At 51.8% G+C, this 23728-nt stretch carries 19 protein-coding genes; 2 read left to right on the top strand and 17 right to left on the bottom strand.

Annotated features, from left to right (window positions below; genetic code table 11):
* Nucleotides 1-132: 132 nt before the first annotated feature.
* On the top strand, nt 133-1062 hold the full coding sequence (locus tag AC1VOR_RS11410) for an ABC transporter permease (protein WP_482617900.1): 930 nt from the start codon (nt 133-135) through the stop codon (nt 1060-1062).
* Nucleotides 1063-1277: 215 nt separating this feature from the next.
* Nucleotides 1278-2159 carry a carbohydrate ABC transporter permease gene (locus AC1VOR_RS11405; RefSeq protein WP_482617899.1) on the top strand — a complete coding sequence of 294 codons (882 nt, stop codon included), beginning with the start codon at nt 1278-1280 and terminating at the stop codon, nt 2157-2159.
* Nucleotides 2160-2809: 650 nt separating this feature from the next.
* On the opposite strand, the gene AC1VOR_RS11400 is transcribed toward AC1VOR_RS11405, so the two are convergent.
* From AC1VOR_RS11400 to AC1VOR_RS11320, 17 genes are all read right to left on the bottom strand, one after another.
* A complete protein-coding gene (locus tag AC1VOR_RS11400; protein WP_482617897.1) occupies nt 2810-5104 on the bottom strand; it encodes a glycoside hydrolase family 3 N-terminal domain-containing protein in 2295 nt (764 codons plus the stop codon).
* Between the two features lie 24 nt (nt 5105-5128).
* On the bottom strand, nt 5129-8248 hold the full coding sequence (locus tag AC1VOR_RS11395) for a beta-galactosidase (protein WP_482617896.1): 3120 nt from the start codon (nt 8246-8248) through the stop codon (nt 5129-5131).
* A 42-nt stretch (nt 8249-8290) separates the two neighbouring features.
* Entirely contained in the window at nt 8291-9460 is a 1170-nt protein-coding gene (locus AC1VOR_RS11390) for a M20 family metallopeptidase (protein ID WP_482617894.1), read from the bottom strand.
* Nucleotides 9461-9492: 32 nt separating this feature from the next.
* Nucleotides 9493-9963 (bottom strand): RidA family protein, encoded by a 471-nt coding sequence (locus AC1VOR_RS11385; protein WP_482617893.1) that lies wholly within the window; start codon nt 9961-9963, stop codon nt 9493-9495.
* Nucleotides 9964-9999: 36 nt separating this feature from the next.
* The gene (locus tag AC1VOR_RS11380) at nt 10000-11364 is read right to left on the bottom strand and encodes an alpha-L-fucosidase (protein WP_482617891.1); all 1365 of its coding nucleotides are present in this window, start codon (nt 11362-11364) and stop codon (nt 10000-10002) included.
* 271 nt (nt 11365-11635) lie between these two features.
* Nucleotides 11636-12787, bottom strand: coding sequence for an MBL fold metallo-hydrolase (locus tag AC1VOR_RS11375; RefSeq protein WP_482617890.1), 1152 nt, complete (start codon nt 12785-12787; stop codon nt 11636-11638).
* Between the two features lie 365 nt (nt 12788-13152).
* Nucleotides 13153-14637 (bottom strand): protein adenylyltransferase SelO, encoded by a 1485-nt coding sequence (locus AC1VOR_RS11370; protein WP_482617888.1) that lies wholly within the window; start codon nt 14635-14637, stop codon nt 13153-13155.
* Between the two features lie 393 nt (nt 14638-15030).
* Complete coding sequence (locus AC1VOR_RS11365; RefSeq protein WP_482617886.1) at nt 15031-16395, bottom strand: enhanced serine sensitivity protein SseB; 1365 nt, start codon at nt 16393-16395, stop codon at nt 15031-15033.
* Nucleotides 16396-16696: 301 nt separating this feature from the next.
* Nucleotides 16697-16804: a CD1375 family protein gene (locus tag AC1VOR_RS11360; protein WP_482617884.1), complete on the bottom strand. Its 108-nt coding sequence runs from the start codon at nt 16802-16804 to the stop codon at nt 16697-16699.
* 16 nt (nt 16805-16820) lie between these two features.
* The gene (locus AC1VOR_RS11355; RefSeq protein ID WP_482617883.1) at nt 16821-17381 is read right to left on the bottom strand and encodes a hypothetical protein; all 561 of its coding nucleotides are present in this window, start codon (nt 17379-17381) and stop codon (nt 16821-16823) included.
* A gap of 12 nt (nt 17382-17393) precedes the next feature.
* The gene (locus AC1VOR_RS11350; RefSeq protein WP_482617881.1) at nt 17394-20090 is read right to left on the bottom strand and encodes a hypothetical protein; all 2697 of its coding nucleotides are present in this window, start codon (nt 20088-20090) and stop codon (nt 17394-17396) included.
* Nucleotides 20090-20377 carry a ketopantoate hydroxymethyltransferase gene (locus AC1VOR_RS11345; protein ID WP_482617880.1) on the bottom strand — a complete coding sequence of 96 codons (288 nt, stop codon included), beginning with the start codon at nt 20375-20377 and terminating at the stop codon, nt 20090-20092. The genes AC1VOR_RS11350 and AC1VOR_RS11345 overlap by 1 nt, the downstream gene beginning before the upstream one ends.
* Nucleotides 20374-20961, bottom strand: a complete 588-nt coding sequence (locus AC1VOR_RS11340) for a putative phage tail protein (protein ID WP_044480734.1) — start codon at nt 20959-20961, stop codon at nt 20374-20376. The genes AC1VOR_RS11345 and AC1VOR_RS11340 overlap by 4 nt, the downstream gene beginning before the upstream one ends.
* Nucleotides 20954-22033, bottom strand: a complete 1080-nt coding sequence (locus AC1VOR_RS11335; protein WP_482617878.1) for a baseplate J/gp47 family protein — start codon at nt 22031-22033, stop codon at nt 20954-20956. Before AC1VOR_RS11335 ends, AC1VOR_RS11340 begins: the two co-directional genes overlap by 8 nt.
* Nucleotides 22026-22424, bottom strand: a complete 399-nt coding sequence (locus AC1VOR_RS11330; protein ID WP_482617876.1) for a DUF2634 domain-containing protein — start codon at nt 22422-22424, stop codon at nt 22026-22028. Before AC1VOR_RS11330 ends, AC1VOR_RS11335 begins: the two co-directional genes overlap by 8 nt.
* Complete coding sequence (locus AC1VOR_RS11325) at nt 22421-22762, bottom strand: DUF2577 domain-containing protein (protein ID WP_482617875.1); 342 nt, start codon at nt 22760-22762, stop codon at nt 22421-22423. Before AC1VOR_RS11325 ends, AC1VOR_RS11330 begins: the two co-directional genes overlap by 4 nt.
* Nucleotides 22762-23727 carry an XkdQ/YqbQ family protein gene (locus AC1VOR_RS11320; protein ID WP_482617873.1) on the bottom strand — a complete coding sequence of 322 codons (966 nt, stop codon included), beginning with the start codon at nt 23725-23727 and terminating at the stop codon, nt 22762-22764. The genes AC1VOR_RS11325 and AC1VOR_RS11320 overlap by 1 nt, the downstream gene beginning before the upstream one ends.
* Nucleotide 23728: the final 1 nt, after the last annotated feature.

The raw sequence follows: 23728 nt of genomic DNA, 5'->3' as shown, positions 1-23728 counted from the left end.
TTTTGAAGTTCTATTTAACCCGTTCAAACCCGGTATCATCCACTATTCAAAGTTTACCGGCGCCCCCAGCCCTCTTACACTAAAATCAGACCAAGCAACAACAACCGAGGGAAAGGACGTGACTGAATCGTTATGCAAACCAAACACAAAACAGGTTTTTTCCATGAAATAAGACATAATGGCTCCGCTTACTTGCTAGTTATACCGGCTGCCATCTATACCCTTATTTTCGGCTACTTCACTCTGCCGTATATGTTAATCGCTTTCCAGAAATTTAATTTTAAGACCGGACTGTTCAACTCCAAATGGGTTGGGCTCGATAATTTCGAATTTTTCTTCAAATCCCCCAGAGCCTGGGAGGTCACCTTCAACACCCTGAAGCTCAACTTCCTGTTTATTGTGGTTGGAACGATCGTGGCCATGGCGCTGGCCATTCTCTTTAATGAATTGCGCAGCAAGTTATTTTCCCGAATTACGCAATCCACGATCTTGTTCCCGCATTTTCTATCCTGGGTTATCGTCAGCTATGTCATCTACAGCCTGTTCTCCACGGACTATGGCGTAATTAACAAGATTATCGGCTGGTTTGGCCTGGATGCCATCAACTGGTACTCCTCCCCGCAATACTGGACTTCGATTCTCGTAAGCGCTGCCGTCTGGAAGGACGTCGGTATGAATCTAGTCATCTATCTGGCGGCGATTACCGGTATCGACGATACGTATTACGAGGCTGGCCGCATTGACGGAGCAAGCCGCTGGCAATTGATTCGCCGCATTACGATCCCGCTCATGATGCCGACGATCATCATTCTGTCCTTGCTCGCACTTGGCAAAATCATGTACGGCAGCTTCGATATGATCTACGCGATTGTCAAGGATAACGGGGTCCTCTACCCGGCGGTTGACGTTATTGATACGTATGTGTTCCGTTCTCTGCGAACCATCGGGAACCCGGCACAAGCCATGGCCGTGGGCCTCTATCAGTCGGTGGTCGGATTCATTCTCGTATGGGGTAGCAACCGGATTGTGCGGAAGATTAATCCTGATCATGCCCTATTCTAATATCCTAATCGTAGCAAGAGGTTCTTCAAAAAGTCGTCTTCCCAGGACGAAGCTATTCAAGGAGTGGATTCAACATCGAATCTTGAATTCACCCGGGCCTTCCGTTGCTCACGTACCCACTACGTACGCTGCGCTACTCAGTCCCTAGCTTCATCCAACCTTCTTGGTCCTGAAAACCCGACTTTTTGAACACGCATTGAAAAGGAGAGTGCCTTATGGCGACGAAAAAAATCAAACCATTTGATCTAGCCAACTATACATTTATCGCTCTATTTTCCGTACTATGCATTCTGCCGATGCTACTGGTACTGATGGTGTCGTTGACGGATGAAGCCAGCATCAAGCAATTCGGATATCAGTTAATTCCGGACAAGTTCTCCTTCGACGCCTACAAGCTGCTGCTGTTCGGCAATACGCCGCTTTATCGCAGCTATATGATCTCCATCATCATTACGGTCGTAGGCACGACAGCAGCCGTATTGATGACAGGCATGGCCGGTTATACCCTGTCAGCCAAGCATGTCAAATACCGCAATCAACTCGCGATCTTCTTCTTCATTACTATGGTCTTCAACACCGGCCTGGTGCCCTGGTATCTGATTAACCTGCAATTAGGCCTGAAAAATACAATCTTTGCCCTGATTATACCATCTTTGATTTTCAACCCGTTCAACCTATTTCTGGTACGAAATTATATGTCCCAAATTCCGGTATCCCTTACCGAGGCAGCTAAAATTGACGGCGCCAGCGACTTCTACATTGCGTTCCGTATTTACTTTCCGCTCTGTATGCCCGTACTGGCTACCATCACGCTGTTCTACGGCATCGGCTACTGGAACAACTGGTTTAACGCTATCATGCTGGTGGACGACCAGCAACTGTACCCGCTGCAGTATCTGTTGTTCAAACTAAATTCAGAGATAAATATGATCCAGCAGATGCAGAGCAGCGGTGTACTGTCCGGCACGGGCACCATGCCGCAGGAATCCGTCAAAATGGCTACAGCCATTCTGACCATCGGTCCTGTCGTACTCTTCTATCCTTTCCTGCAACGCTATTTCATCAAGGGTCTATTGATTGGTTCGGTGAAAGGTTGATCTTAAAAGCACTACGAACCCCCTAGCAGCCATTGTCTGCTAGGGGGTTCTATTTATATCCGCTGTATAGTTAGGTGCTACTAGATAAGTGGTTCTACTATTCAGATATATGTATATGCGGCGTGATGCGCTTCTATTGAAAGCTGTCAGAGCATCCAAGCAACCATGTGCTGTGAATGCGCGTGGTGTGGACACAGTGAGCGGGGGTTGTTACTAGTCAGAGGGGTGAGGGACGGCGGCGGTATAATCGTGAGGAAAAAGTGCGAACCAGGGAGGGAGAAAGAAGAGGGGCCAAGGGATAAGCCTCAAATAAGGCTCGGCCGAAGAATTTAGCGGGAAATACTCCCGCTAATTATTAGCGATCGTGACAAATAAGGCAATTAACTGGAATTCCTCCCTATAATCTTAAGCAAATCGGCGATTGTGGCCAAATGATGGACAATTAGCTGGAGGAATTCCCTATAAAGTTAAGTTTAGCTACCCCAAATATGAGGTGTGGAATCCGTAGCATGTATGGTAGGTATGGTGTATGTGTTAGGCATGATACAACTATCCCCTTTCCCTGCGAGTGCTCTTCCCTTCGATATAACTCACAAGCTCACAAAAACGGTGCCGACGGCTACGGCCGCGGCACCGTTTTTTGATTCTATCTATTCAACCGTCAACCGGCCGACTAATCCTTCTGCACTGCTAGGGCCAACGATAATATCGAAAGCGCCGGGTTCAACGACAGCCTGCAAATCAAGTCCCACCAACTCAAGCTGCTCACGGTTAAGGACGAAGCTGACCTCCCGGGTTGCACCAGGCTCAAGCTCGATCTTCTCAAACCGCTTGAGTGCCTTCTCCGGACGCGTCACGGAAGCAGCCAAATCAGATACGTACAATTGCACGACCTCTGCCCCGGTAACCGTTCCGGTGTTCTCCACCTGGACCGTAACCGTTGCTTCGCCTGACTCGTCGATCACAGCAGGCTCAATCCGCAAATCCCTGTATTCGAAGGTAGTATAGCTTAAGCCGTAACCAAATGGATAACGGGGAGCAAGATCGGTTTCCAGGTAACGCTTGCCCCGTGTACGCCGCGAGTGGTAGTAGACCGGAAGCTGACCGACCTCCTTGGGAATGCTAACGGGCAGCTTACCGGAAGGATTGACATCACCGAACAAAATGTCTGCAACGGCATGTCCCCCTTCCTGGCCCGGATACCAGGCTTCCAGGATGGCATCAGCATGCTCATCAATCCATGGCTCTGTAATCGGCCGCCCATTGATATACACTACAATCAGTGGTTTATCTAACTTACGCAGCTCCTGCACCAGTTCCAGTTGCACCCCCGTCAAATGAAGGGTCGTACGGTCAATGCCTTCGCCACATTCCATATCGTTCCAGCTATTGTCCGTCACATTGGACGCTCCTGTCCGCAGATCGATCGACCCTTCGCCAAAATCACGGGCGCTTGATCCTCCCACTACAACGACTATAGTATCCGCCTTACCCGCTTGCTCCAGCGCCAGCGGGAAGCCATCGCGATCCTCACCTCGCACCCGACAGCCAGGCGCATACAAAATCTCCGCCTGCTCTGCTGAAAGCTTCGTGCGCAGTCCGTCCAGCACGGTAACAATCTGCTCTCTACGCTGCGGCGACGTATAATCACCTAACTGATGGTATGGAGCATGGGCATTCGGGCCAATGACGGCCAGCTTGCCGAGCTTACGCGATAACGGCAATGTACCTTGCTCATTCTTCAGCAGGACAATCCCCTCAGCAGCCACCTGGCGGGCCAACTGCTTGTGCTCAGGCCGCCCAATCACGGCTTTGGCACGCTCGGCATCGGCATAAGGCCGCTCGAACAAGCCCAATCTGAATTTCATTTCCAACACACGGCCCACAGCCAAATCCAGGTCAGCTTCATCCATCCACCCTTGTTCAATAGCCGAATCTGCATACTTGTTCAGCATTTCGCCCGACATTTCCATCTCTACCCCGGCTTTAAGGGAAGCTGCCACCGCTTCTTCTCCCGTTGCCGCCGTGTTATGCCCATTGACAAGCATATTGATGGCCCCGCAATCGGTAATGACAAAGCCGTCAAAGCCCCACTGCTCACGCAATACATCATGCAGCAAATAGCGGTTGGACGTACAAGGAACTCCGTCGATTTCATTGTACGCAGGCATGACTGAACCAGCGCCCGCCTCCACAGCCTTACGGAACGGGTACAGATCGATCTCATGCAGCTCACGGAGGCCAATATGGGCCGGGGCCCCGTTACGTCCACCTTCAGAGCTGCCGTACGCCGTGTAATGCTTCAGGGTAGCCATAACACTGTTCTCCGATGCCAGATCATCGCCTTGAAGGCCTTCCACTGCGGCAACACCCATTTCGGCCACCAGCACGGGGTCTTCTCCGAAGTTCTCCTCTGTCCGTCCCCAGCGCGGGTCCCGCACTACATCGAGGACCGGGGAATAGGTGGTCGCCCCGCCCTGTGCCCTTGTCTCCGCAGCCACTACTTGGCACATCTCCTTGAACAAAGCCGGGTTCCACGTACTGCCAATCGTTAGCGGAACCGGGAATACGGTCGCACCGATGGCCATATGTCCATGGGAGCATTCCTCGCCGAACAGAATCGGAATGCCTAGCCGTGTCTGCTCGATCGCATATCGCTGAATCGTATTGACTGCCTCTGCCCCCTGCTGCGGGGACAACCCGGTGTCCAGCGTGACACCTGTCCATGGATCGGCTCGCAGTGCTCCGTACAATGAGCCTACGCCGCCTGCTTTCAACTGCTCCTTAAAGGCCTCCGTCACCTCTACGGTTCCATCCTCCAGCTTACGGTAGCATTTCCAGCCAAAAGGCTGAACAAGTTGCCCGATCTTCTCCGCCCTGGTCATTTGGGAGAGCAAATCCTGTACGCGTTCTTTTACAGGAAGTGAGGCATTACGATAACTCATTTGTCAACATCTCCTTTAGTCTAGTTAAACTCGCTCAATTAGAACCTGATCCGGCCGATACACAGCTAGTAGTTCCCCTTGCTTGTCTGTAGCGAACATGACAGTCCGCTCACGCTCTACAATAAACTGATAAGACGCTTGAGTCTCGGGATCTCGAACTGCAATCTCCGCATCTGCTCCAAACTCCGAGACAAAAATATAAAGGTTGGCCTGTTCAAAGCTTAACTTGCGTCCATAAATGCCAGGCAGTTCCCCGCCCTTAAGCCATTCCAGCTCACTGGACACGCCACTCTCGGCTAAAGCATGCCGGTAAGCGGCAATGATCGGCTCATCCCGTTCATTCAATTCCAGCGGCAACGGGTTATAAATCAGCTTGCCCGCGCCCAGACTTACTACGATCTGCTGCAACGCGCTTCCCGGCTTGCTGTCGTACGTGGCTGGACGCTCTACGACCAGCGTATTAATCTTGCGTTCTCCGAAGGCTACCCGGTGCGCAGCTCCATCCAGTTCCAGCGTCTCTTCCCTCAGCACATTGCCTTGGTGCAGCTCGCCCAGTTCCTCTCGCAAGCGATCTGCGGTCTCTCCCCAATGGGCATCAAGACGAATCGGACCGTTCCACAGGATGGTAGCACCCTGTTCCGCCAGCGCGATCAGTTCGGCAAAAGCCTTATCGTCAAAGTTATGCGCACTTGGCACGATGATCAGCTTGGCTGGCTGCTTGCGCAGTTCAGATAAGTGATATTCTCCAATGCCACGTGGATGTACGTTCATCACATGCGCAAGGGTGCGGATAGCCTTGGTCGTTGCTCCATAAGCCAGCGGCTGGTTGGAGAAGTCATTGGAGTACGGATAGACCACAGCCACCTCCTCCAGCTTTCGCCCCCTGAACCCATGTCCAATCTCGCTCATAAACCTGCCAAAATCATAAGATACATCAGCTTCCGGCTTCTGCGTTCCATCGGCACGCAAAGCCCCTATGTTGGATTCGTTGGCATTATTCATGTAGTAATTGATATTCCAAATCCATTGCACAGCACCGGCTCCGCCGGTCGAGAAGGCATAGGCGTATTTGCGCTCAAGGATGTTGCGCAGCTCAGCTTCCGTTCGCTTAGCGCGTCCATCCGGATGCTGTATATGCATAATGCCCGTTTCCTGCACCAGATTGGGCTTGCCCGGCGTCTTCGTGAACAGGCCGTCCCAGGCCAGATGATCGTTTTGCCACCAGGAATGCACCGTCGTATAGTCAACCTCCTGGGCATAGAACGACGGAGAAGGACGCTGTGAGCAGATCCCTTCATCCTGTCCGACCGTCGCCAGATGCTCCGGATTAATGCGCCGTAAGGTACCGATCAGGTCGGAAGCCCAGCGATTGTGCATATCCATCGTAAACAACGTAAAGTCCAGCCAACGCGCCCATTTCTTCGGCTGCACCACACTGCGAAACACCTTGTCATCCGGGTCCGGCGCTTGAGCGGAAGCAAAGTCGGGCAATTGCTCAGGCGTCATATTCCAGCGCTCCTGCAGAGCCGCCAGATCGCCCCCGTAACGCTGATTCAGCCATTCTGACCAGGCTTGCTGCTCATAGGTGTCACGTGCGGTAACGGGACCCTCAAAGATACGGGCCGGATCGAACAGACTCGGCTCATTGATCAAATCCCAATGCACATTGGTCGTCCCCTGCTGACGTGACACAATGGCGGCGATAAAACGTTTCTGCGCTTCAAGCGAGCGAGGGTCCAGATACGGATTAACCCCTTCCCAGCTTTCGGGAGCGAAGGAGAAGAAGGTGAAGGTCACTTCAAGCTCAAACCGTTTGGCCGTTAAAATAAAAGCATCGATCGCGCGTAGTGCATCTTCAACAGCGTGACCGTCGGCAAACATAATCTGACGGTATCCCGTCCAAATGCCTGTCCGGATCAGGTTAATGCCGGCCCGACTCATTTCGCCCATATCCCGTTCCCAGCGCTCCACATTCGGCAATTGCAGAAATTTACGCGAAACATCAGAGGTCATATAAGTCATGCCTACAATTGGAACGGGCTTGCCGCCGCGTTCGAAGTAATCCCGGCCCGCTTTTAGCGGCTCTCCGCTTTGCAGCAGCTCCCGGTCCATACCCCAGAAGGCCTGGATAAGCACCCGGCGCTCTCCCTTGGCAGACAAGGCAGAGGCCTTGACCCGGTACAATCCCGGCTCGGCGGCTAACTTTACCGGAAGACGAACGGGCTGTAAATCAGGAACGTCTCTTCCTGCTGCAAATTCCAGGCTGGCTGTCCAAACGGGCTCATCCATCCCGTCCTTACGGACCTCCACTTCAAAGCTCCAACGGTTCTCCGCTCCCGCTTCCGTGCGAGAAAGGGCTTGCAATTGCAAAGTAAGTAGCGGCTGCTCTCCAAGCTCGTAGCAAGCATAATTGGGCTTGAGCCAGATTTCCGTCACGCCATAGCCCGTGAACAATGCCAGCTCCCGCAACACCTCGGCTCCCTCCGCACCGCCAACAATAGCCGGAATCTTCTGATTGACGAGCACCCAGCGTCCACCAGCGTAAATACCTTTGTTTTGCTCCAAAAGTACAACGGAGGCAGCGCGCTCACGCCCGGTAGCGTCCACACCGATCAGCAGCGGTGTAATGACGGAGTCCATCGGCCCACAAGCCCCCATCTCAGCGGGAATATCGCTTGTCTTACTCGGATGTAAAGTGAGTCCCCAAGTCGGCTCAATGCCAAACCAGCTTTCTTTACCGCTTAGAAGGGGGAACTCCTCCCCGGCTTTTTGGCTTCGAACGAGAGAGACATCCACAGGCAAAACATCATGAATATCCAGCATTTGATGGTAGCCTACCTGCTCGCGTTCTATACGCCATTCTCCTGTACCCGTCTGTACGGTTGGCCTGCGGAATGGAGGACCGCCCGTATGCAGCAGACCCCCTCCAGCCTGGAGATGGGCGCGTACTGCCACCCAAGCCTCCTTGGGGAAATAGGGTCCGTGCAGCCAGACCAGGGTGTCCCACTTCTTCGTTTGTAGCCTTGATGCCAACCCTTCGGCATCAACCACCTCGGCCCATGCGGACGCCGCCGTCAGAAATGAAGCCTCCGGTCTCTTACCTTCAAAAGGAAAGGATTGATCGTAAAATAGCAATATGTTCAATATGAACCCGCCTTCCTATTCTTTTGCTCCACTTATCTCGATTTAGATCGTTTTCACATTCAGTATCAAATCGCGAAGGGCGCAAGCCGCCTGCTCTACTTGAGACAGCTCGATCCATTCGTCCTGCGTATGCGCTTCCGAAATATGACCAGGGCCGAACACTACGGATGGCACAGCTACTCTGACCAGCTTGCTGGCATCGCTGCAATAGGGCGCCCCCTGGATGCTCGCTTGCGGTGCATACGTCTGCGCTGCCTTCAATAAATAGCGAACGATCGGCTCGTTCTGATCCGTCTCCATGGCATAATCGATTACAAACGGCTCGCTCACGGTTAACTCCAAGCCCTCGGCATCTGCTAGTTGTTCCAAATCGCGCTTCATTTCCTCGTAGACCCCAAACGGCTCTTCGCCGGGAACGGTACGCCGGTCGACCGTGATTTGGCAATGCGCAGGCACCGTGTTGGGGGCGATGCCGCCCTGGATACCGGTTACGCAGACCGTCGGCGGACCCGTCAACGGGTGAGTGCTTTTCGGATAACGCCGCTCATGTAGCTCGTTCAGAAATGACAGCACCTTACTCGTCTGGTCAATCGCATTAACCCCTTGTGCCGGATTGGAGCTATGGCAGGCTACGCCGTTGACATCGACGTAAAAGCGGCAACAACCCTTATGCGCCGAAATGATATTAAGACCAGTCGGCTCGCCCACCACGGCGCCAATATATTCAGCAGCGTTTGGCTGAATCCGTTCCGCAAGAGCGGATACCCCGATATAGGTCGTTTCCTCATCGACAACCGCCGCCAGTTCAATCGTCACTTCCGGACGGATGCCAGCCAGCGCCAGCACTTCAATGGCGGCCAGCATGGCGGCCATTGAAGCCTTGGTATCACAGGCTCCCCGTCCGTACAATTTACCGCCCTCTATCATGCCGTCGAAGGGTGGGATGGTCATGCCGATGGTCTGAACCGTATCCATATGGGCTTCCAGCAGTAGCTTGTGCTGGCTGCGACCAGGCAGTGTGCCCAGCACATTAAAGCGCCCTTCGGCCACTAGCTGACGTTCAACAGGTAAATGCAGACGATGCAGGAATTCCTCCACGTAGCATCCCAGTTCAGCCTCTCCTGTCCCGCCGGGAAACGCTGGATTGACACTAGGGATACGGACCAACTGCTGCAAAATTTCCGCAACACGACTACGGCTGATGTCAGGCACTATCTGCCCGCTGTCTCCTTTACCCAGGCTGCTCATCTCTCTCCATCTACTTCCACAATCAACTCAATCTCAACCGGGGTATTAAAAGGGAGCTCATTCGCCGATAACGCGGAACGCGCATGCTTGCCAGCATCGCCAAACGCTTCCACCAGCAAGTCCGAAGCCCCATTGATTACGAACGGTTGCTCCACAAATCCGGGAGCGGAGTTGACGAACGCCAGCATTTTGACAACCTGCTTGACGCGGTCCAAATCTCCCAACTCAGTCTTCAGCACCGTCAGCAGGTTGATTGCCACTTGACGGGATGCTTCATACCCCTGCTGTACCGTGAGTTCAGCGCCTACCTTGCCCGTGTACATCAAGACGCCGTTCACCCGGCAGTCATTACCGGAGGTATATACGAGATTGCCTGTCTGCTTGGCTGGCACATAATTAGCTACGGCCGGTGGAACCTCACCCAATACGATTCCTGCTGCCGCCAGTCGCTCTTCTACTACGCTCATAGCTGTTTCCTCCTGAAAATAAAGGATTTGTTGTTGCTACCGCTCACGCCCATCGACATATACAGAACCGCCACGTCGTTCCCGAGCCCAAGCCGCCACGCGCTCCGGCTCACCTTCCCAAAGTCGATACTCTCCCCACTCATTAGTGGTGGGCTTGCCGTCACAGGTAATCCGGATTACCGGGAACAAGCGCGTCGGCGCTTCCCGTGGCAGACCGTTAATGATCAGCGTGTCACCCTCCTGCTCGAACGGCAATGACTGACCTGTCGTCAGCAATTCCACGTCCAGTACACGGCTTGTCAAATCACGTAGCTTCAGTTCAGGACGGCCGTCCCAGAACCGGATAATCAGATATAGCCGGTTATCCTTCATGGTCTGACGACCCCGAGTAATAAATTCGGTCAACGAACCGCCATCCGTGCCGTAAATAGCTTCACCATGGACGTCCAGCCAGCGGCCGATTTCAAGCGCACGCTCCACAAATTCGGGTGGAAGCTGCCCGTCAGCGGTTGGACCTACATTAAGGAGCAAATTGCCTCCGTGTTTGCCACCCTTTTCGGCACATTCGCACAGCATATCGAGCAGGACATCTGTATTGCGCCAGCGTTCGCCAATCACATGACTCCATAATCGCCAAGTCGTTACCTGGCAAGATTCCCACAAGCGGGTCGCTTCCGAAGCGATCGCGTGTTCAGGTGTACCGAAGTCACCCAGCGTATCCGAATCTCCTGCCCCAATGCCTCCATCCGCCCGATGCCCTTCGATTTTATTGGAATAACCCAGTCGATTGTTAATGAGAATATTGGGCTGAAGCTTACGCATTTCCTCGAGCAGCTCTACACTTTGCAGGTCATCGGCATTGCGCGGCCATACTCCATCAAAAAAGAAATGATCGATTTGGCCATAGTTAGTGAGTAATTCCTTAACCTGATTGTGCAGATACGTTCTGACTCTCTCCCAGCCCTCGGGGTCCTTCTGTGGACCGTCAAAGTAAGCAGGCAACCGCCAATCGATCCAGGAATAATACAAGCCCACGCGTAGTCCCGCTTTGCGGAAAGCGTCGGTATATTCCTTCACAAAGTCGCGTCCGGCGGCTTGCTTGGCGCTGCTGTAATCCGTATAGGCACTATCCCACATGCAGAATCCGTCATGATGCCTTGTGGTGAAGCAAGCATATTTGAAGCCTGCCTTTTTAGCGGTATAGGCCCATAATTCAGGATCGAAATGCTCCGGGTTCCAGGCACATGCCTGCTCCGCATATTCCTCATGACTTAAATGCTCACGGAACAATACCTGTTCGCCCCGTCCAAACTGTGCATATGGGCCCCAATGAATAAACATGCCGTAACGACTATCCGTGAACCAATTCCATTTGTCGGGTACAACAAAAGCTCCACTCACTCTGCTTCAACCCCTTCTTGATCGTTTCGATGATGCGGCTTTTTGGCCGCTATTTCGCTTCCACTGCCATCATATAGAGGGGCAAATTCCTTGTAAATTTGAATCCGCGCCCGGTGTCTCCAATTTTGGGCAATGCAAGCTTTGTTTTTGCGCAATACACTTTAAAAAGGGGATATTCATGCCATATTGCGGAAAAAAAGCGACAAAATGAATATGTAGATATACAAAAAAAGGGCATTTCCAAAAGATAACTTTTGGAAATGCCCTCTTATTACTTCCACCACGCATTCAGTTCTGTTGCAGCCGACCTCATTTCTTGAGGTGAGGACTCCACAGGGGGAATCTGCGGAGTAGCCAAGGCTTTCAGCCGCAGTACTTCACCAATTTGAGGTGTAGCCATTGGCACCCCACTCATCTCCGCCTGTGCGACCACGCGTCGAATAGGGTCATCCCAATCATGCAGGGCAAGCGTAAAGGCCCCCCAATGAATAGGCAGCAGCCGCTTCCCTTGCACGTCCAGACAGGCCTGAACCGTCTGTTCCGGCAACATATGTATATCCACCCAGCGGACATCATATTGACCACATTCCATGAGGGCGAGGTCGAATGGACCATACTTTTCCCCAATTTGCTGAAAATGAGGGCCATATCCACTATCCCCGCTAAAAAATATTCGCCGCTCCGGTGAATGAATCACCCATGAGCACCACAAGCTGCGATCCCGCTTGCCCCTGCCTCTGCCTGAGAAATGGCGTGCTGGCGTACATACGAGCTTAAGCCCTTCCCATTCCAGTTCGTCCCACCAGTCATGCTCGCTGATCTGCTCCGGCCTCACACCCCACCGTTCCAGGTGACAGCTCACGCCCAATGGCACGATGAACCGCTTCGTCTTGTCCTTAAGCTTGGTGATCGTCCCGTAATCCAGGTGGTCGTAGTGATCATGGGAAAACAAAACAGCATCCACCTGCGGCAGCGCTTCTATATCAAACGGGAGCTCGGGAGCATAACGTTTGCCTCCAAAGGGCTTAACCGGGGTCGGCGACGTCCCCAACATCGGGTCGAGCAGCAACCGCTTGCCTCCGATATGCAGCAGCAAGGCCGAATGTCCCAGCCAGACGATGCTATCACCATTAGGCTCCGTCCATACCGAAGGTTCCAGCTTCACCACCGGAAGCGACCGTGAGGGGCGAGTACGGTCATTGCCGCGAATATAATCGCGTAACAGCGACAACATATTTCCCGGGGAAACCTGAAAGGAGCGAGTAAGCTCGGGATAGGCGAATTTTTGACCGTCCCAGTTGGGAGACTGGGCATACCGCCGAAGCTGCTCCGGCGTCGGCTTGCCGCCAAAGGCCGGGTTCAGCCTAAGGAACAACCAGATACCAAGGATGAGAATCCCAAGTGTGAAGAGAAAAATAATCATGCGATGACCGCTCCTTTGTTTTTGGCGAGATCATGAAAGGCTACGAGTAAGTGCTTGGAAATGTGGCAAACAAGCTGCCAGAGAGCTAGTACAGAGTTAGAACAACGCACCTTGTTAAAGAAAGGGCCTGGAACGCAAAGAAGCCCTCTGTAGCAGAAGACTTCTGAGGTTCTGAGATGCGTAGCTTGGGATGAGAGCCTTGTATGATCGCCTGGGACCAGGTGTTGAACCGTTTTCCCAGCTATATCCCTTTGTGCCCTTGAATCACGCTTTCGTACCCACCTGCTGATGGCTCGTTATCATGTCTTGTCCATTATAAATAGGTTAACAAGCTAAAAGCAAACCAGCCAGGTCCCGGAAGCTATTCAGGTTCCGCAGAAGGTGCGGTAAGGACGATCGCAGGCAGGTGGCAAACCCGTATATTTTGCTTGCTCCTCCGTATGCGAGAATGGCTCGGACAATACGGCTAGCAGGCGATGCATCACGGTATAATCATCCCGTTCCACCGCGGCCTCCAAGGCTTCCTCCACCAGATGGTTACGGGGAATGACCGCGGGGTTACTCCTTAGCATGAGTTGACGGGAGGACTCCTGGCTCTCGTCCTGTGCACTTAGTCTGGTCTCCCACTGCTTCAGCCAGCTTGCCCATTCCGGTGTGCCAGCCATCACTGGTTCCTCCAATCTGCCAAAGGTGAGCGCCAGAAAGGTATTGGTGAAATCCGCTTGATGAAGCTGCATTAATTCCAACAAGCGCTGAATCAGGGCTTCATCGTCCGGCTGCTCGCCGAAGAGCCCCAACTTTCCGCGCATGCCTTGCAGCCAAGCTGCCTGGAAGTAATCATCGAAGCCCGCCAGTTCGCTCTCGGCGAGCTTGACGGCTGACTCGGTGTCCTCGTTCAGCAAGGGCAGCAGGCTCTCCGCCAGGCGAGCGAGGTTCCACGCTCCGATATAGGGCTGATTGCCGTAGGCATATCGCCCGCCCGAATCGATGGAGCTGAACACGGTCGCCGGGTCATAGGCGTCCATAAACGCGCAAGGCCCGTAATCGATCGTCTCGCCGCTGAGGGTCATGTTGTCGGTGTTCATGACGCCATGGACAAAGCCGACAAGCTGCCACCTCGCGATCAGCTCCGCCTGGCGGCGGATCACCGCCCGCAGCAGCGCGAGATAGCGGCCGGGCTCGTCGGCCGCAGCCTCAGGGCCGGCAAGCTCCGCGTAGTGCCGGCCGATGACGTAGTCGGCGAGCGCACGTACATCGCTCGCCGTGCCGTATTGCGCGGCGTACTGGAACGTGCCGACGCGCACGTGGCTGGACGCGATGCGGGTGAGCACCGCGCCGCGCAGGTCTTGCTCGCGGACCACCGACTCCCCGGTGGTCACGACGGCCAGGCTGCGGGTGGTCGGTATGCGAAGCCCATGCATGGCTTCGCTGATGATGTACTCCCGCAGCATCGGCCCCAGCGCGGCGCGGCCATCGCCGCCGCGCGAATAGGGCGTCCGGCCCGAGCCTTTGAGCTGGATGTCGAACCGCTCCCCGGAAGGCGCGGTTTGTTCACCCAGCAGCACGGCCCGGCCATCGCCCAACATCGTGAAATACCCGAACTGGTGCCCGGCGTAGGCCTGAGCCAGCGGCTCCGCCCCGGGCGGCAGGCCATTGCCAGCCAGCACGGCAATGTTCTCTTCGCCGCGCAGCGCCTCGGCATCCAGCCCAAGCTGCTCTGCAAGCTCCCGGTTCAGGACGACCGCCTGCGGCGACCGGACCGGCTTCGCCTCTTGACGGGTATAGAACATGTCGGGTAATTCCATATAGCTGTTGCTCAGATTCCAACCGGTTCTTTTTTCGCTAGGCATAGTCATAGGGTTCCTCCGCTCTCTCGGTCTTTTGCGTTGCTGTTATGTGGCTATGTGGATGTGTTGCTTTGTAACCGTATTGCTATGTGGCTGTATTGCTTGCTAAGTTGCTTGTTGAATAGCTTGATAAGTTCCATGATAGAGTGGCCCACTACATCATTAGCAGGAAATCCTCCCGTTAAATTTCGCTTTTTCCTAAAATTTGCTGTTTAGCTGGAATTCCTCCATCTATTTTACCTATTTTCGGTGCAAGCCAACCATTTCGAAGATATTAGCGGGAGAAATTCCATATAACTTGAGTATTTCGGCAACTTACCAGTAGATTAACGGGAGTTTTTCCAGTTATTTTGAGTATAGAGTTCATTTTAGGGATACTCGCTAATGTAATCTCTGCTAAAACAGGCCAAAACGCTTCTTCTTATAAAACGGCGTAAGGTTCGCAGCTTCTTCTGCCCAGGTTCCTTCCAGCTTGACCAGGTTAAGGGGCATCCCTTGCAAATGAGGAGCGGCCGCCGAAGAAATGGCTCCAAACACCGCTTCGGGTTCGTCATTCGTGTCCACGATCAGCAGATAACTTTGCGTCTCTCCTTGAACCATCAGCCGCAGATACGCTTCGCTGACGGACTTTTGCGTCTTAAGACAAGCCTTCACCGCTTCGATCATGGCTGTAGGATAGTTGGCCGGCTCACCGAGCAGGACCTTCGTATCCTTGGGGACGACGACCTTTTCCACGGTTTCTGTCACCTGGTCTACTGGCTTAGCCCCGTTCTCTCCCTGACTGTCGCGAGCCTTGCGGTACGCTTCAATCCGCTTCCGGTTGCTGGGATCAATGCGCAGGGCGACGCCCCGGCAGTTGATTACAACTCCACTCATATTACCAGATACCGCGAGCAGGTCTTCATAGGTGGCAATATTGCTGCTCCAGATGGTTTTGTCGTACACTTTTTCAAATTCGGGCCAGTCTGTGAACGCAGGCAACCAGGAGGATTCATCTTCGGCGCTCAAGACACCGAATTGAATAACTGTCCCTTCCTTTAGTGTTTTGCGTCCTTCTGTATCGGCGACCGAAGGATCTGCTTCCTGTAGCTGCATGGGCAGAAGGTATCTGGCTTGGAGCACCTTATCCAACATCTGTGCCTCCAGGCCGTTCAACAGTTGTTCTCTCGCCTCCTGGCTTCCCGATGGCGCATGCAGGCCTTGGAAAAATTGCAGGAGAGCCCGCTGCAACCCCGGATTGGTCACAGGAATATTAATCTCTGGCGTTCCGCTCCAGTCTGGCGGTGGCAGTAGTTCGTCCCGCTTGAGTTCAACCTGATATTGTCCGTTATCCAGCAAAATCTCCGGAAGTCCCCACACATGAAACAAACCGAGGATAGGGAGGATTTCCTTCTGTCCGATCTTTTTCATCTCCAGCATGACGAGCTGTTGCATGAAATAGTCCTGGGCGCTGTCGGCAAATTTCCCCTTGGAAAAAATCCACACCCGGCCTTCACCATCAATGTACGGATACTGCGTGGCTTTGTCGTACGCAACATAAAGTGCTTCGGCGGCTTTAAACTTATCTTGCAGCGTAGTGGTGAAGCTTTGGATACGTTCGTCGAGGTACACATGAAGAAAGGCTTCTTCTTCTTTGAACCTCTTGGCGGTATGTATTAGAAAGTTCAGTTCCTGAATGGAAAGCTGATTAAGCTCCTCTACCACAAGCTCCGGACTCAGAATAAACCTTCTACCGATTTCATCCTTGCGTTCTTCATTCATTCTTGGGTTCCTCCCTCATCTACTTTTTACGTTGGTTTTAGTATAGCCTTGTTGGCTAGAGGGGGAAAGGGACCATAGTTGCTTTGTGGGTTGTAGTGATTGTGGTTATGTTTGTGTTGTGGCGGTGTCGGACAGAAGCAGACAGGAGGTTGGTGGAAAGGATGGCTAGTTGACCAGACCAATGAGGGAATTGAGTGTGTGTGAATTGACGCAAAAAAACAGGCCGACCTTGGAGTATCCTCCATGATCGACCTGCTTGAAGTTACGTAGTAGTGCATATCGTGCTATATATCCCGATTGCCTAAACGGCATGGTCCATGAGCTCCTCAACCTGCTCTTTCCAGCGCAAAGGTACATCTTCGATGGACTTTAACCCTTTTTGAATTAAATCAACATAGATTTTAGCCATTGCTCTCATCACCTCCCTAATGAACTGCCACCCATTCAGCTAATTCGGCAAGAGCCAATTGCATTTGCGTCTTGTCGGTTTCGTTAGCCTCTGCCAACTCGGCGATAGCCAGCTTCAACTCCATGTTCTCCTGTTGCAAACGCTCCAGTTCAGTAGGCTGCATCGGCGGATGCAAGGCCTCAATTTCTTCTGCTGTGAGACCTTCCAGCCAAAATTCAGGTTGTGTAAGTAGCTGATGTATCGGCGGTTCGCCGCGTCCTTCCTCCGGAAAACTACTCCACTCTGCATAAGCCATGTTGTACTCCTCTTGTGCAAAAACCAAGTTATCTTGATAGGACTTCCAAGCAGCGATATCAAATCGCGGAAGGTACAAGCCCGGCGTAACGGGCAGGCCCACCATGTAGCCAGCAATCTCCGACTCCTGTTTAGCTGGCTGCTCATGCTCAGCATCCGTTATCAACGGCAACTCTGGTACTGACAACTCGGCATAAAAAGGGACGACCCCAGAAAAGGCATCGTCCACCAAGGCGTCCTCTAAATAGAAGCCTTCTTTATTTACTTTGGGTATGGCTTTCATGTAATGCCTCCTTTATTGTTCGGCTAGGAATGAGATTCCGTCTAAATGAACCCATGTATTACCGGGAAGGAATTCAGCAGTCACAGATCCGTTAGTATTCACGTTTATAGTGCCCATCTGTACCGTTCCCGTACCACTGTATACTGATAAAATGAATTTGGAATGTAGATTGGGACGAAATCCAAGGGGCAGTATGAAGATACTCGTACCTCCTGTCATAATACCTGATGTAATTCGCCCGCGTAACCTTACAATTCCATTCGATTCCTTATAATATCCGGTTCCTGTATATGCGATATTCCACCCATTCAACAGCGTAGGCGTTATCCATCCCGGTGCATCCTTCTCCGCTTTCTTCTGCTCAACCACGCTTACCCGCTGCAACGCTTCGGCGACCCCTGCTGTCAGGTCGCCAATTTGAGCCTTTTCATTGGCTGCTAACGTTCCTATAATCGGCTGAATTGGGGAGTTATCCAGTTTCACATAGGTTACAGAATATATCTTTGTCAAATCAATTTCGTAATTAGGACTGAGTTGAGCAATAATCCCTCTAATTTCACTGCTACTATCACCGCTCACCTTTGCCCAGCGCTCATCAGACATATTATCAGCGTAAATAGACAAAATCCTTGAGGCTCTTTGCTTGAATGCTTTAGAAGTAGGATTTGCAACTGGGTTTCCTAGATTCCAAAACTTAGCGTTATCCTGTGATGGTACCACCTGCTCCCTCAGTACAATTCCTGTGCCCACCTCAACTAGGTTATCTCCCTCACTCAAAAGGAGCCCTCCACCAGAAACAACGGGCTCCATGGAATTAACACCTAGACGATAGAGTATCTCATATGGTTTGTATCCTTGATCACTTATCAGGATAGGCAAAACATTCGTACCACTTCCCGAAACCAGTTCAGAATTTCTATTAAGTTTTCCCCATGCTTTTATACCTGCAAAGTATGGAACGCCCCAGTTTTCTGGATTAGCCATGCGCCAGCCCATAAAATACGCCTTAATTTCATCGCCGGTCGGTACGTAAGCTACTTTATAATTTATAACAAGATTTTCTCCGGATGTCGGGGCTGCTTCAACAGTGACTTCATTCCCAACAACCGAGATTAGATTAACATTTATATTGTCAATACTAGCGGTTACAGTCTCCGGTATTATCCAAAAACCTGTTGGCGTGGGCAACACAAATTTTGTCGTTGATCCGTCTCCTGTAAACTCATGTAACTCATCCCTCTCACCCCATCCGCTATCTGTGTTTTTTATAGATAAATACAGATAGTTATTAAAAATAATTGTCAGATCACCAGATGTCCAGTTATCAGGCAAGGTGTTTTGTACTTGATTACCGTTACTCTTAATGAGAGTTTGTGAATAGTTTTGTGAGTTTGGTAGGGAACAAGCAAATACTTTATATCCTGATCGAGCCTGAGCGGGCAGCCATCCAGAAAACTTTTCTAAAGTCCTCTTTTCCCATTTCTTCAGTTTAAAATATTGTCCTTGCTTCTCAAACATTACATCTGGAGAACTTCCATCAGCAGGATTGGCGTGTAACTCCGTCTGAAGTGCAAACATATTGACTCGTTGCGGTTTGAATACATTAGTAAGACTTCCCATAGTAATGATTGGTTTTTTTATACCAGCTGGAAGAGTCTCGTTTGCATTTCTAAATAGAAATAATAGCTCACTGTTATTTCTACTATTAAACGTTATGCTTGGACTATTAGACCATCCCGATGGAGGATTGGGAACCATTAAATCGCGTGGAAAAATGGCATGATAATAGTTAGAACCCTCAATAGACAGTGTATAGTCTGTATACGGCTGTACTTTGAAAGGTATATACGAATACGCATGAGGACTATTTATATTGGGCTCAATCTTTACCGTATAAGGACCTTCTACTTTGTGTGTATCTACGAGATGTTCATAATTGTAAAACGGCGGCAGCAAATTTCCCAAAGTATTAATTACATACGGATTCTCTACACCAATAATTCCACTAGGTACAAAAGGATACTTTAGAGCCACTTGCTCAGGTGTCATGTTATCCAAAGCCTGATATTCAGCATCTGAAATTTCGTATACTCTTAGAGCATCCACGTTCCCACCTGATCCATTATCTCCCACAAAAACAGTACCAAAATAAACGATATTTCCACTTGTAATTATATTTGCAGGAACCTTAAAGAATGCAGGTTTGAATACTTCACTTGAAAATGGACTACTTGAAACTTCTATCAGCCCATCCACTTCTACGAACCTTATTCTTCCTACAGCCCCACTAAATGTTTTCAGCTCACCAATGACAACATATCTTTTGTTAGGGTCGTAAGGAAACCGATAGAAAATATCAGTGAATTTTCCGTTGTTTACAATTCCCTTGATACTACTAGACCCCTCAATTTTTTCATTAGTGTCTACTAGAGCCGCATTAGGGTCGTATAACCATCCTTCAAGAGAATCCATACTCCCCATCTGCCCCAACAAATTCACCAAAGTCCGCCCCCGAATTTCGCCCAGCTTGAAGCGGGCGTCCTTTTCAGCGTGGACGACCTGGAGGCCGGGCTGGAGGGTAAGAGGGGTTGTGGCTTCGTGGTCGAAGCGGGTGGACATTTCGGTGCGCAGTCCGTTGATTTCTTCCCCGATTCCATTGAGGTCCTCCGGGATGACGGTATCTGTAAATCTCCAATCGGTTTTGGCCATTAGTTGTTGACCTCCTTGATTTGTAACGTTTGTAGCATGAGCGTGTCTGACGGCACGGGCAAGTTCACTGTGTGGGTAGACAGTGTGGCATCGGTCTCATCCCGTAGCTCGATTTGCGTGATGATTGGCAGCTCATTCGCCGGGATCAGATATTGCAAGGCCACGGTTGAGTCGTTAACGACGCTCTGCTGGAATTCTGTAATTTCAAAGCTGCCATTTAATACGACCTTCGCCAGCCGCGAATGGACGTACTGGGCAATTTCTTGTTTAAAAGTGGCGGTTATCATATCACACGCACCTCCGTTCCGAGTGTGGCAAACGGCTTCTCCCCGAGCTGCCATGAACCATCCAGCTTATAGTTCCAGGTCACGGACCTGCTGGCGACATGCTCTTCCAGACCGATGCGGTCATGGAGCGCCGTATTTTGCTGATAGACCATGTTCGCCGGCTTCACCGTTTGCAGCGTATATTGAACTTCTTTGAAGACATTGGCATTCTCAATGCTCGTCGTGACATACAACATGAACCGATCCGGGTCCACCGACACAATGGTCATGCCCGGCCCAACCAGACGGTCAAGTTGTTCTTGCAGCCAGCGCACGGTAAAAGGAGGCTTAGTCCGATAGCGATTGAGGATTCGCTGCTTACGGAACTCCAATGTCTCCACGGCAGGATCGGCTTGAATGCCCAGCATACGCTCCCGGCGTTTGATCGCCTGAAGCCCGGCTGTCTCTACAAACTGATCGGCAAATAGCTGCTCCACCGCTCCCTCCAATTGATCCAGCTCCAGATCCTCTGTACGAGCCAATTGGATAAAATCCAGCACCTCCCCATAGTAGTCAGGGAGATAGGGTAAAATGCGTTCAGGCATGAACGGTCACCGTCCCCACTCGCGGAATCTCCTCAGCCGCCAGCGTGAGATTGCCCGCTACCCCGTTAAGCTCTGTTTCCGTCACATCAATGACGCCGGGGACCTGCAACATGGCAGCCTCAATCAAGGCCACCCGTACAATAATTTGCTCCGTGTCGGCCCAGGTTTGCCGTAATCCCAGCAGATAAGCCGTCACCGCTTCCTCAATCGGGGCCTGCACTTGACCGGAGGTAGTCTCTGGAGCGAGCGTAACCGTCATCGCTACATCCACGGTAACCCCAGCTACACCAGTCACCGTAACGGTGTGCCCAATCGGGGCTGTACCATAACCCTTTCCCTGGTTCACCGTAGGGTCTATGGCCGTCTGCAACTCGGTGAGAAAAGCCGCAGACGGCTCGCTCCAATCCGAAGTGATGACCGTACACTTGACGGTCCCGCCGCCGTTCCAGACCGGGAACACCTTGGTGGCTCCCACACCCTCCAGCTTGTTCAGGGTTTGTTCATAATCCGCCACATTCCCGCCAAAGGCAGGCTCATTAACTGTCTCGTAATAACGCAACCGCAGCGAATCATCTGTCTCCTGATCCTCGCCAGGAATAACCACATCCGCCAGCTCTGCGCGAACCAAGCCAGGCACATAATCAATGGGCAGCAAAGCCCCATATTGTTGATTCCCTACGGCTCCCGCTGTTTCGCATTCCAGCACCCATTCACCTACCGTGATTCGCAATATGGCAGTATAGTCCAAATCATTCAGTGAGAACCGACTGCCCGGGAGTATATCAATGGGGGCATCTTGGGCTCCATAGAAGCGTCCTCTCCGGCGAGCCTTCGTCGCCTGCTGCCGGTCCACGCCAAATTCGGCGGTACGACGCGATAAATAATCCCCACTAGCGGTATCCGCAAAGGACAAGCCAAAGCTAAGATCCAGCTCAATATACATCTGAGCCAGTTCGGCCGCCGCCGGGGCTAGCCCATCATAGATGATGCTCCCCTCCCGCTTGTCAATCGTATCCGGCACCCGAGACAGCATCCGGGAGAGAATAGCTTCATAAGTTTCATGCTCATACATTCATATTCACCTCCATACGGAAATCTCCATACACGGACAGCACCGTGAAGCTGACCTCCGCCTCATCTCCTTGCATTTCAATCCGGAAATCTGTGATATCCGAGATTCGCTCATCAGCCAGCAGCGCCTCGCGAGTCCGGCGTCCTAACTCCAAACGTACAAAGTCAGGATTGCCTCCAAGCAATCCCGCTCGCTCAAAGCCGTAGTCTCCTGAGTAGATCAGATGGGCAAAACGCTCGGTATGCAATATTTTATAAACCGCCTGCCTTACCGCATCCAGTCCATCCGCCATTCCCGCCATACGCCCTTGCCGCATATCCAGCTTGTAGGTACGGCTTGGCTGCTCCACCGCAGCGGTGTCCGGCATCAGGCTTCCTCCTTGTGGGATCATCCGCTCACCACCTTGTCCCATACGACGTATTTTTGACCGCCTTGCATGCGTAGCAGCAACACGCTGTCCCCGGCCTGCAAGCCCTCGCGGATAACAACTTTATCGACCAGCGACTCCTGGGTATCCTCCGCACTGGTCCTGTGCCTGTGCTTCAGGTCCAATTCATAGCGGGTCATTTGCTGCGGAACGACCAAAAAATCCTGATCGATGGTAAAACGTTGATCGACCAGGATTTCCAGCGGAGCCGTATTCATCACTTTGCCGAACAGCACAGACACCGGGCTGGACGCATCGACCGCCCCGGCGCCGAGCTGACGGATTTTGTTCGCCAACCCCATTAAATCACCTTCAAATCTATAGAAGTGGTATATTCGCCCCCACGAAATTGGTGAGAGCACTCGTCAATCAAGAAATCCTGGTTCATCCCCAGGGCGCTGATGTTCACCGCAACCAGACAACCCGCACGAAGCTGCGGCTGACCAAGCACATCCAGCTTAAGTCGCCGCGTCTCGCGGTTTTTCAGCTTTTGGAGCATGTCCAGCAGCTTGTTAATTTGAGCCGCATTCTGGTTATCGTCCACCTTATCGTAATAAATGAGCTTGCCCCATTTGGCGATATTGGCTTCGTCCTTGGCGGCATACACATTACGATGCCCGGTCTCCTGGTTGTCCTGCACCAATTTGAAGTAGTTATACGTGTCGCTGTCGATGCTCTGCTCATAAGAGTAGTTGTACAGCAGGCTTTGATCACCAAGCTGCAAATTTAGCTTCATCTCTTTGGCACAATCCCTTACGGCCAGCGCCCCGAACTCATCGTAAAGGGTGTAGATGATACCGGTATTGATAACCGTTTTGTCAAAGGCTTCCGACAGGATATCCAGCAGCTTCTTCCCATCGCCCATCAGCGTCGGAATAACATACTTCGTATCAGCAACATGTCCCCATTTCAGGCCCACATCATCGGTAATTCGTTTCACGGCGGCCGCAGCGGTGATATTTTTGAACACATAAGTATCTTTAGCGTTCAAGTAACGCATTTGGTCATAACACTTGATTGAAATTTCCTCACCCTGCCCGCGATTGATGGAAAACACATAGCCATAAAACAACGGAACCTCATCCCACTTCACGCGGACGATGTTGCCGTTAGCCACAGTAATCTGCGGCGAGGCAATCATGCGGAAGTCGAGGCTTCCGGGTTGAATCACCCGCGTAGTTTTCCAAGTTGCTTCTGAGACCAATTCGGAAATATCCCAGACCGAGCCCAGCGTATCATCCAGTAAAACTTGCAGCAAACGACTCACC

It is taken from the genome of Paenibacillus sp. 1SOY10, from assembly GCF_056836745.1.
The sequence above is the reverse complement of the archived record's forward strand: the minus strand, read 5'-3'. Positions and strand labels throughout refer to the sequence as shown.

Coding starts and splice junctions, on each gene's coding strand:
- AC1VOR_RS11365 (WP_482617886.1), bottom strand. CDS start 16,395: ATGAATGAAGAACGCAAGGATGAAATCGGTAGAAGGTTTATTCTGAGT.
- AC1VOR_RS11355 (WP_482617883.1), bottom strand. CDS start 17,381: ATGAAAGCCATACCCAAAGTAAATAAAGAAGGCTTCTATTTAGAGGAC.
- AC1VOR_RS11360 (WP_482617884.1), bottom strand. CDS start 16,804: ATGGCTAAAATCTATGTTGATTTAATTCAAAAAGGGTTAAAGTCCATC.
- AC1VOR_RS11410 (WP_482617900.1), top strand. CDS start 133: ATGCAAACCAAACACAAAACAGGTTTTTTCCATGAAATAAGACATAAT.
- AC1VOR_RS11350 (WP_482617881.1), bottom strand. CDS start 20,090: ATGGCCAAAACCGATTGGAGATTTACAGATACCGTCATCCCGGAGGAC.
- AC1VOR_RS11325 (WP_482617875.1), bottom strand. CDS start 22,762: ATGGGGTTGGCGAACAAAATCCGTCAGCTCGGCGCCGGGGCGGTCGAT.
- AC1VOR_RS11400 (WP_482617897.1), bottom strand. CDS start 5,104: ATGAGTTATCGTAATGCCTCACTTCCTGTAAAAGAACGCGTACAGGAT.
- AC1VOR_RS11385 (WP_482617893.1), bottom strand. CDS start 9,963: ATGAGCGTAGTAGAAGAGCGACTGGCGGCAGCAGGAATCGTATTGGGT.
- AC1VOR_RS11345 (WP_482617880.1), bottom strand. CDS start 20,377: ATGATAACCGCCACTTTTAAACAAGAAATTGCCCAGTACGTCCATTCG.
- AC1VOR_RS11375 (WP_482617890.1), bottom strand. CDS start 12,787: ATGATTATTTTTCTCTTCACACTTGGGATTCTCATCCTTGGTATCTGG.
- AC1VOR_RS11330 (WP_482617876.1), bottom strand. CDS start 22,424: ATGATCCCACAAGGAGGAAGCCTGATGCCGGACACCGCTGCGGTGGAG.
- AC1VOR_RS11340 (WP_044480734.1), bottom strand. CDS start 20,961: ATGCCTGAACGCATTTTACCCTATCTCCCTGACTACTATGGGGAGGTG.
- AC1VOR_RS11370 (WP_482617888.1), bottom strand. CDS start 14,637: ATGCCTAGCGAAAAAAGAACCGGTTGGAATCTGAGCAACAGCTATATG.
- AC1VOR_RS11405 (WP_482617899.1), top strand. CDS start 1,278: ATGGCGACGAAAAAAATCAAACCATTTGATCTAGCCAACTATACATTT.
- AC1VOR_RS11335 (WP_482617878.1), bottom strand. CDS start 22,033: ATGTATGAGCATGAAACTTATGAAGCTATTCTCTCCCGGATGCTGTCT.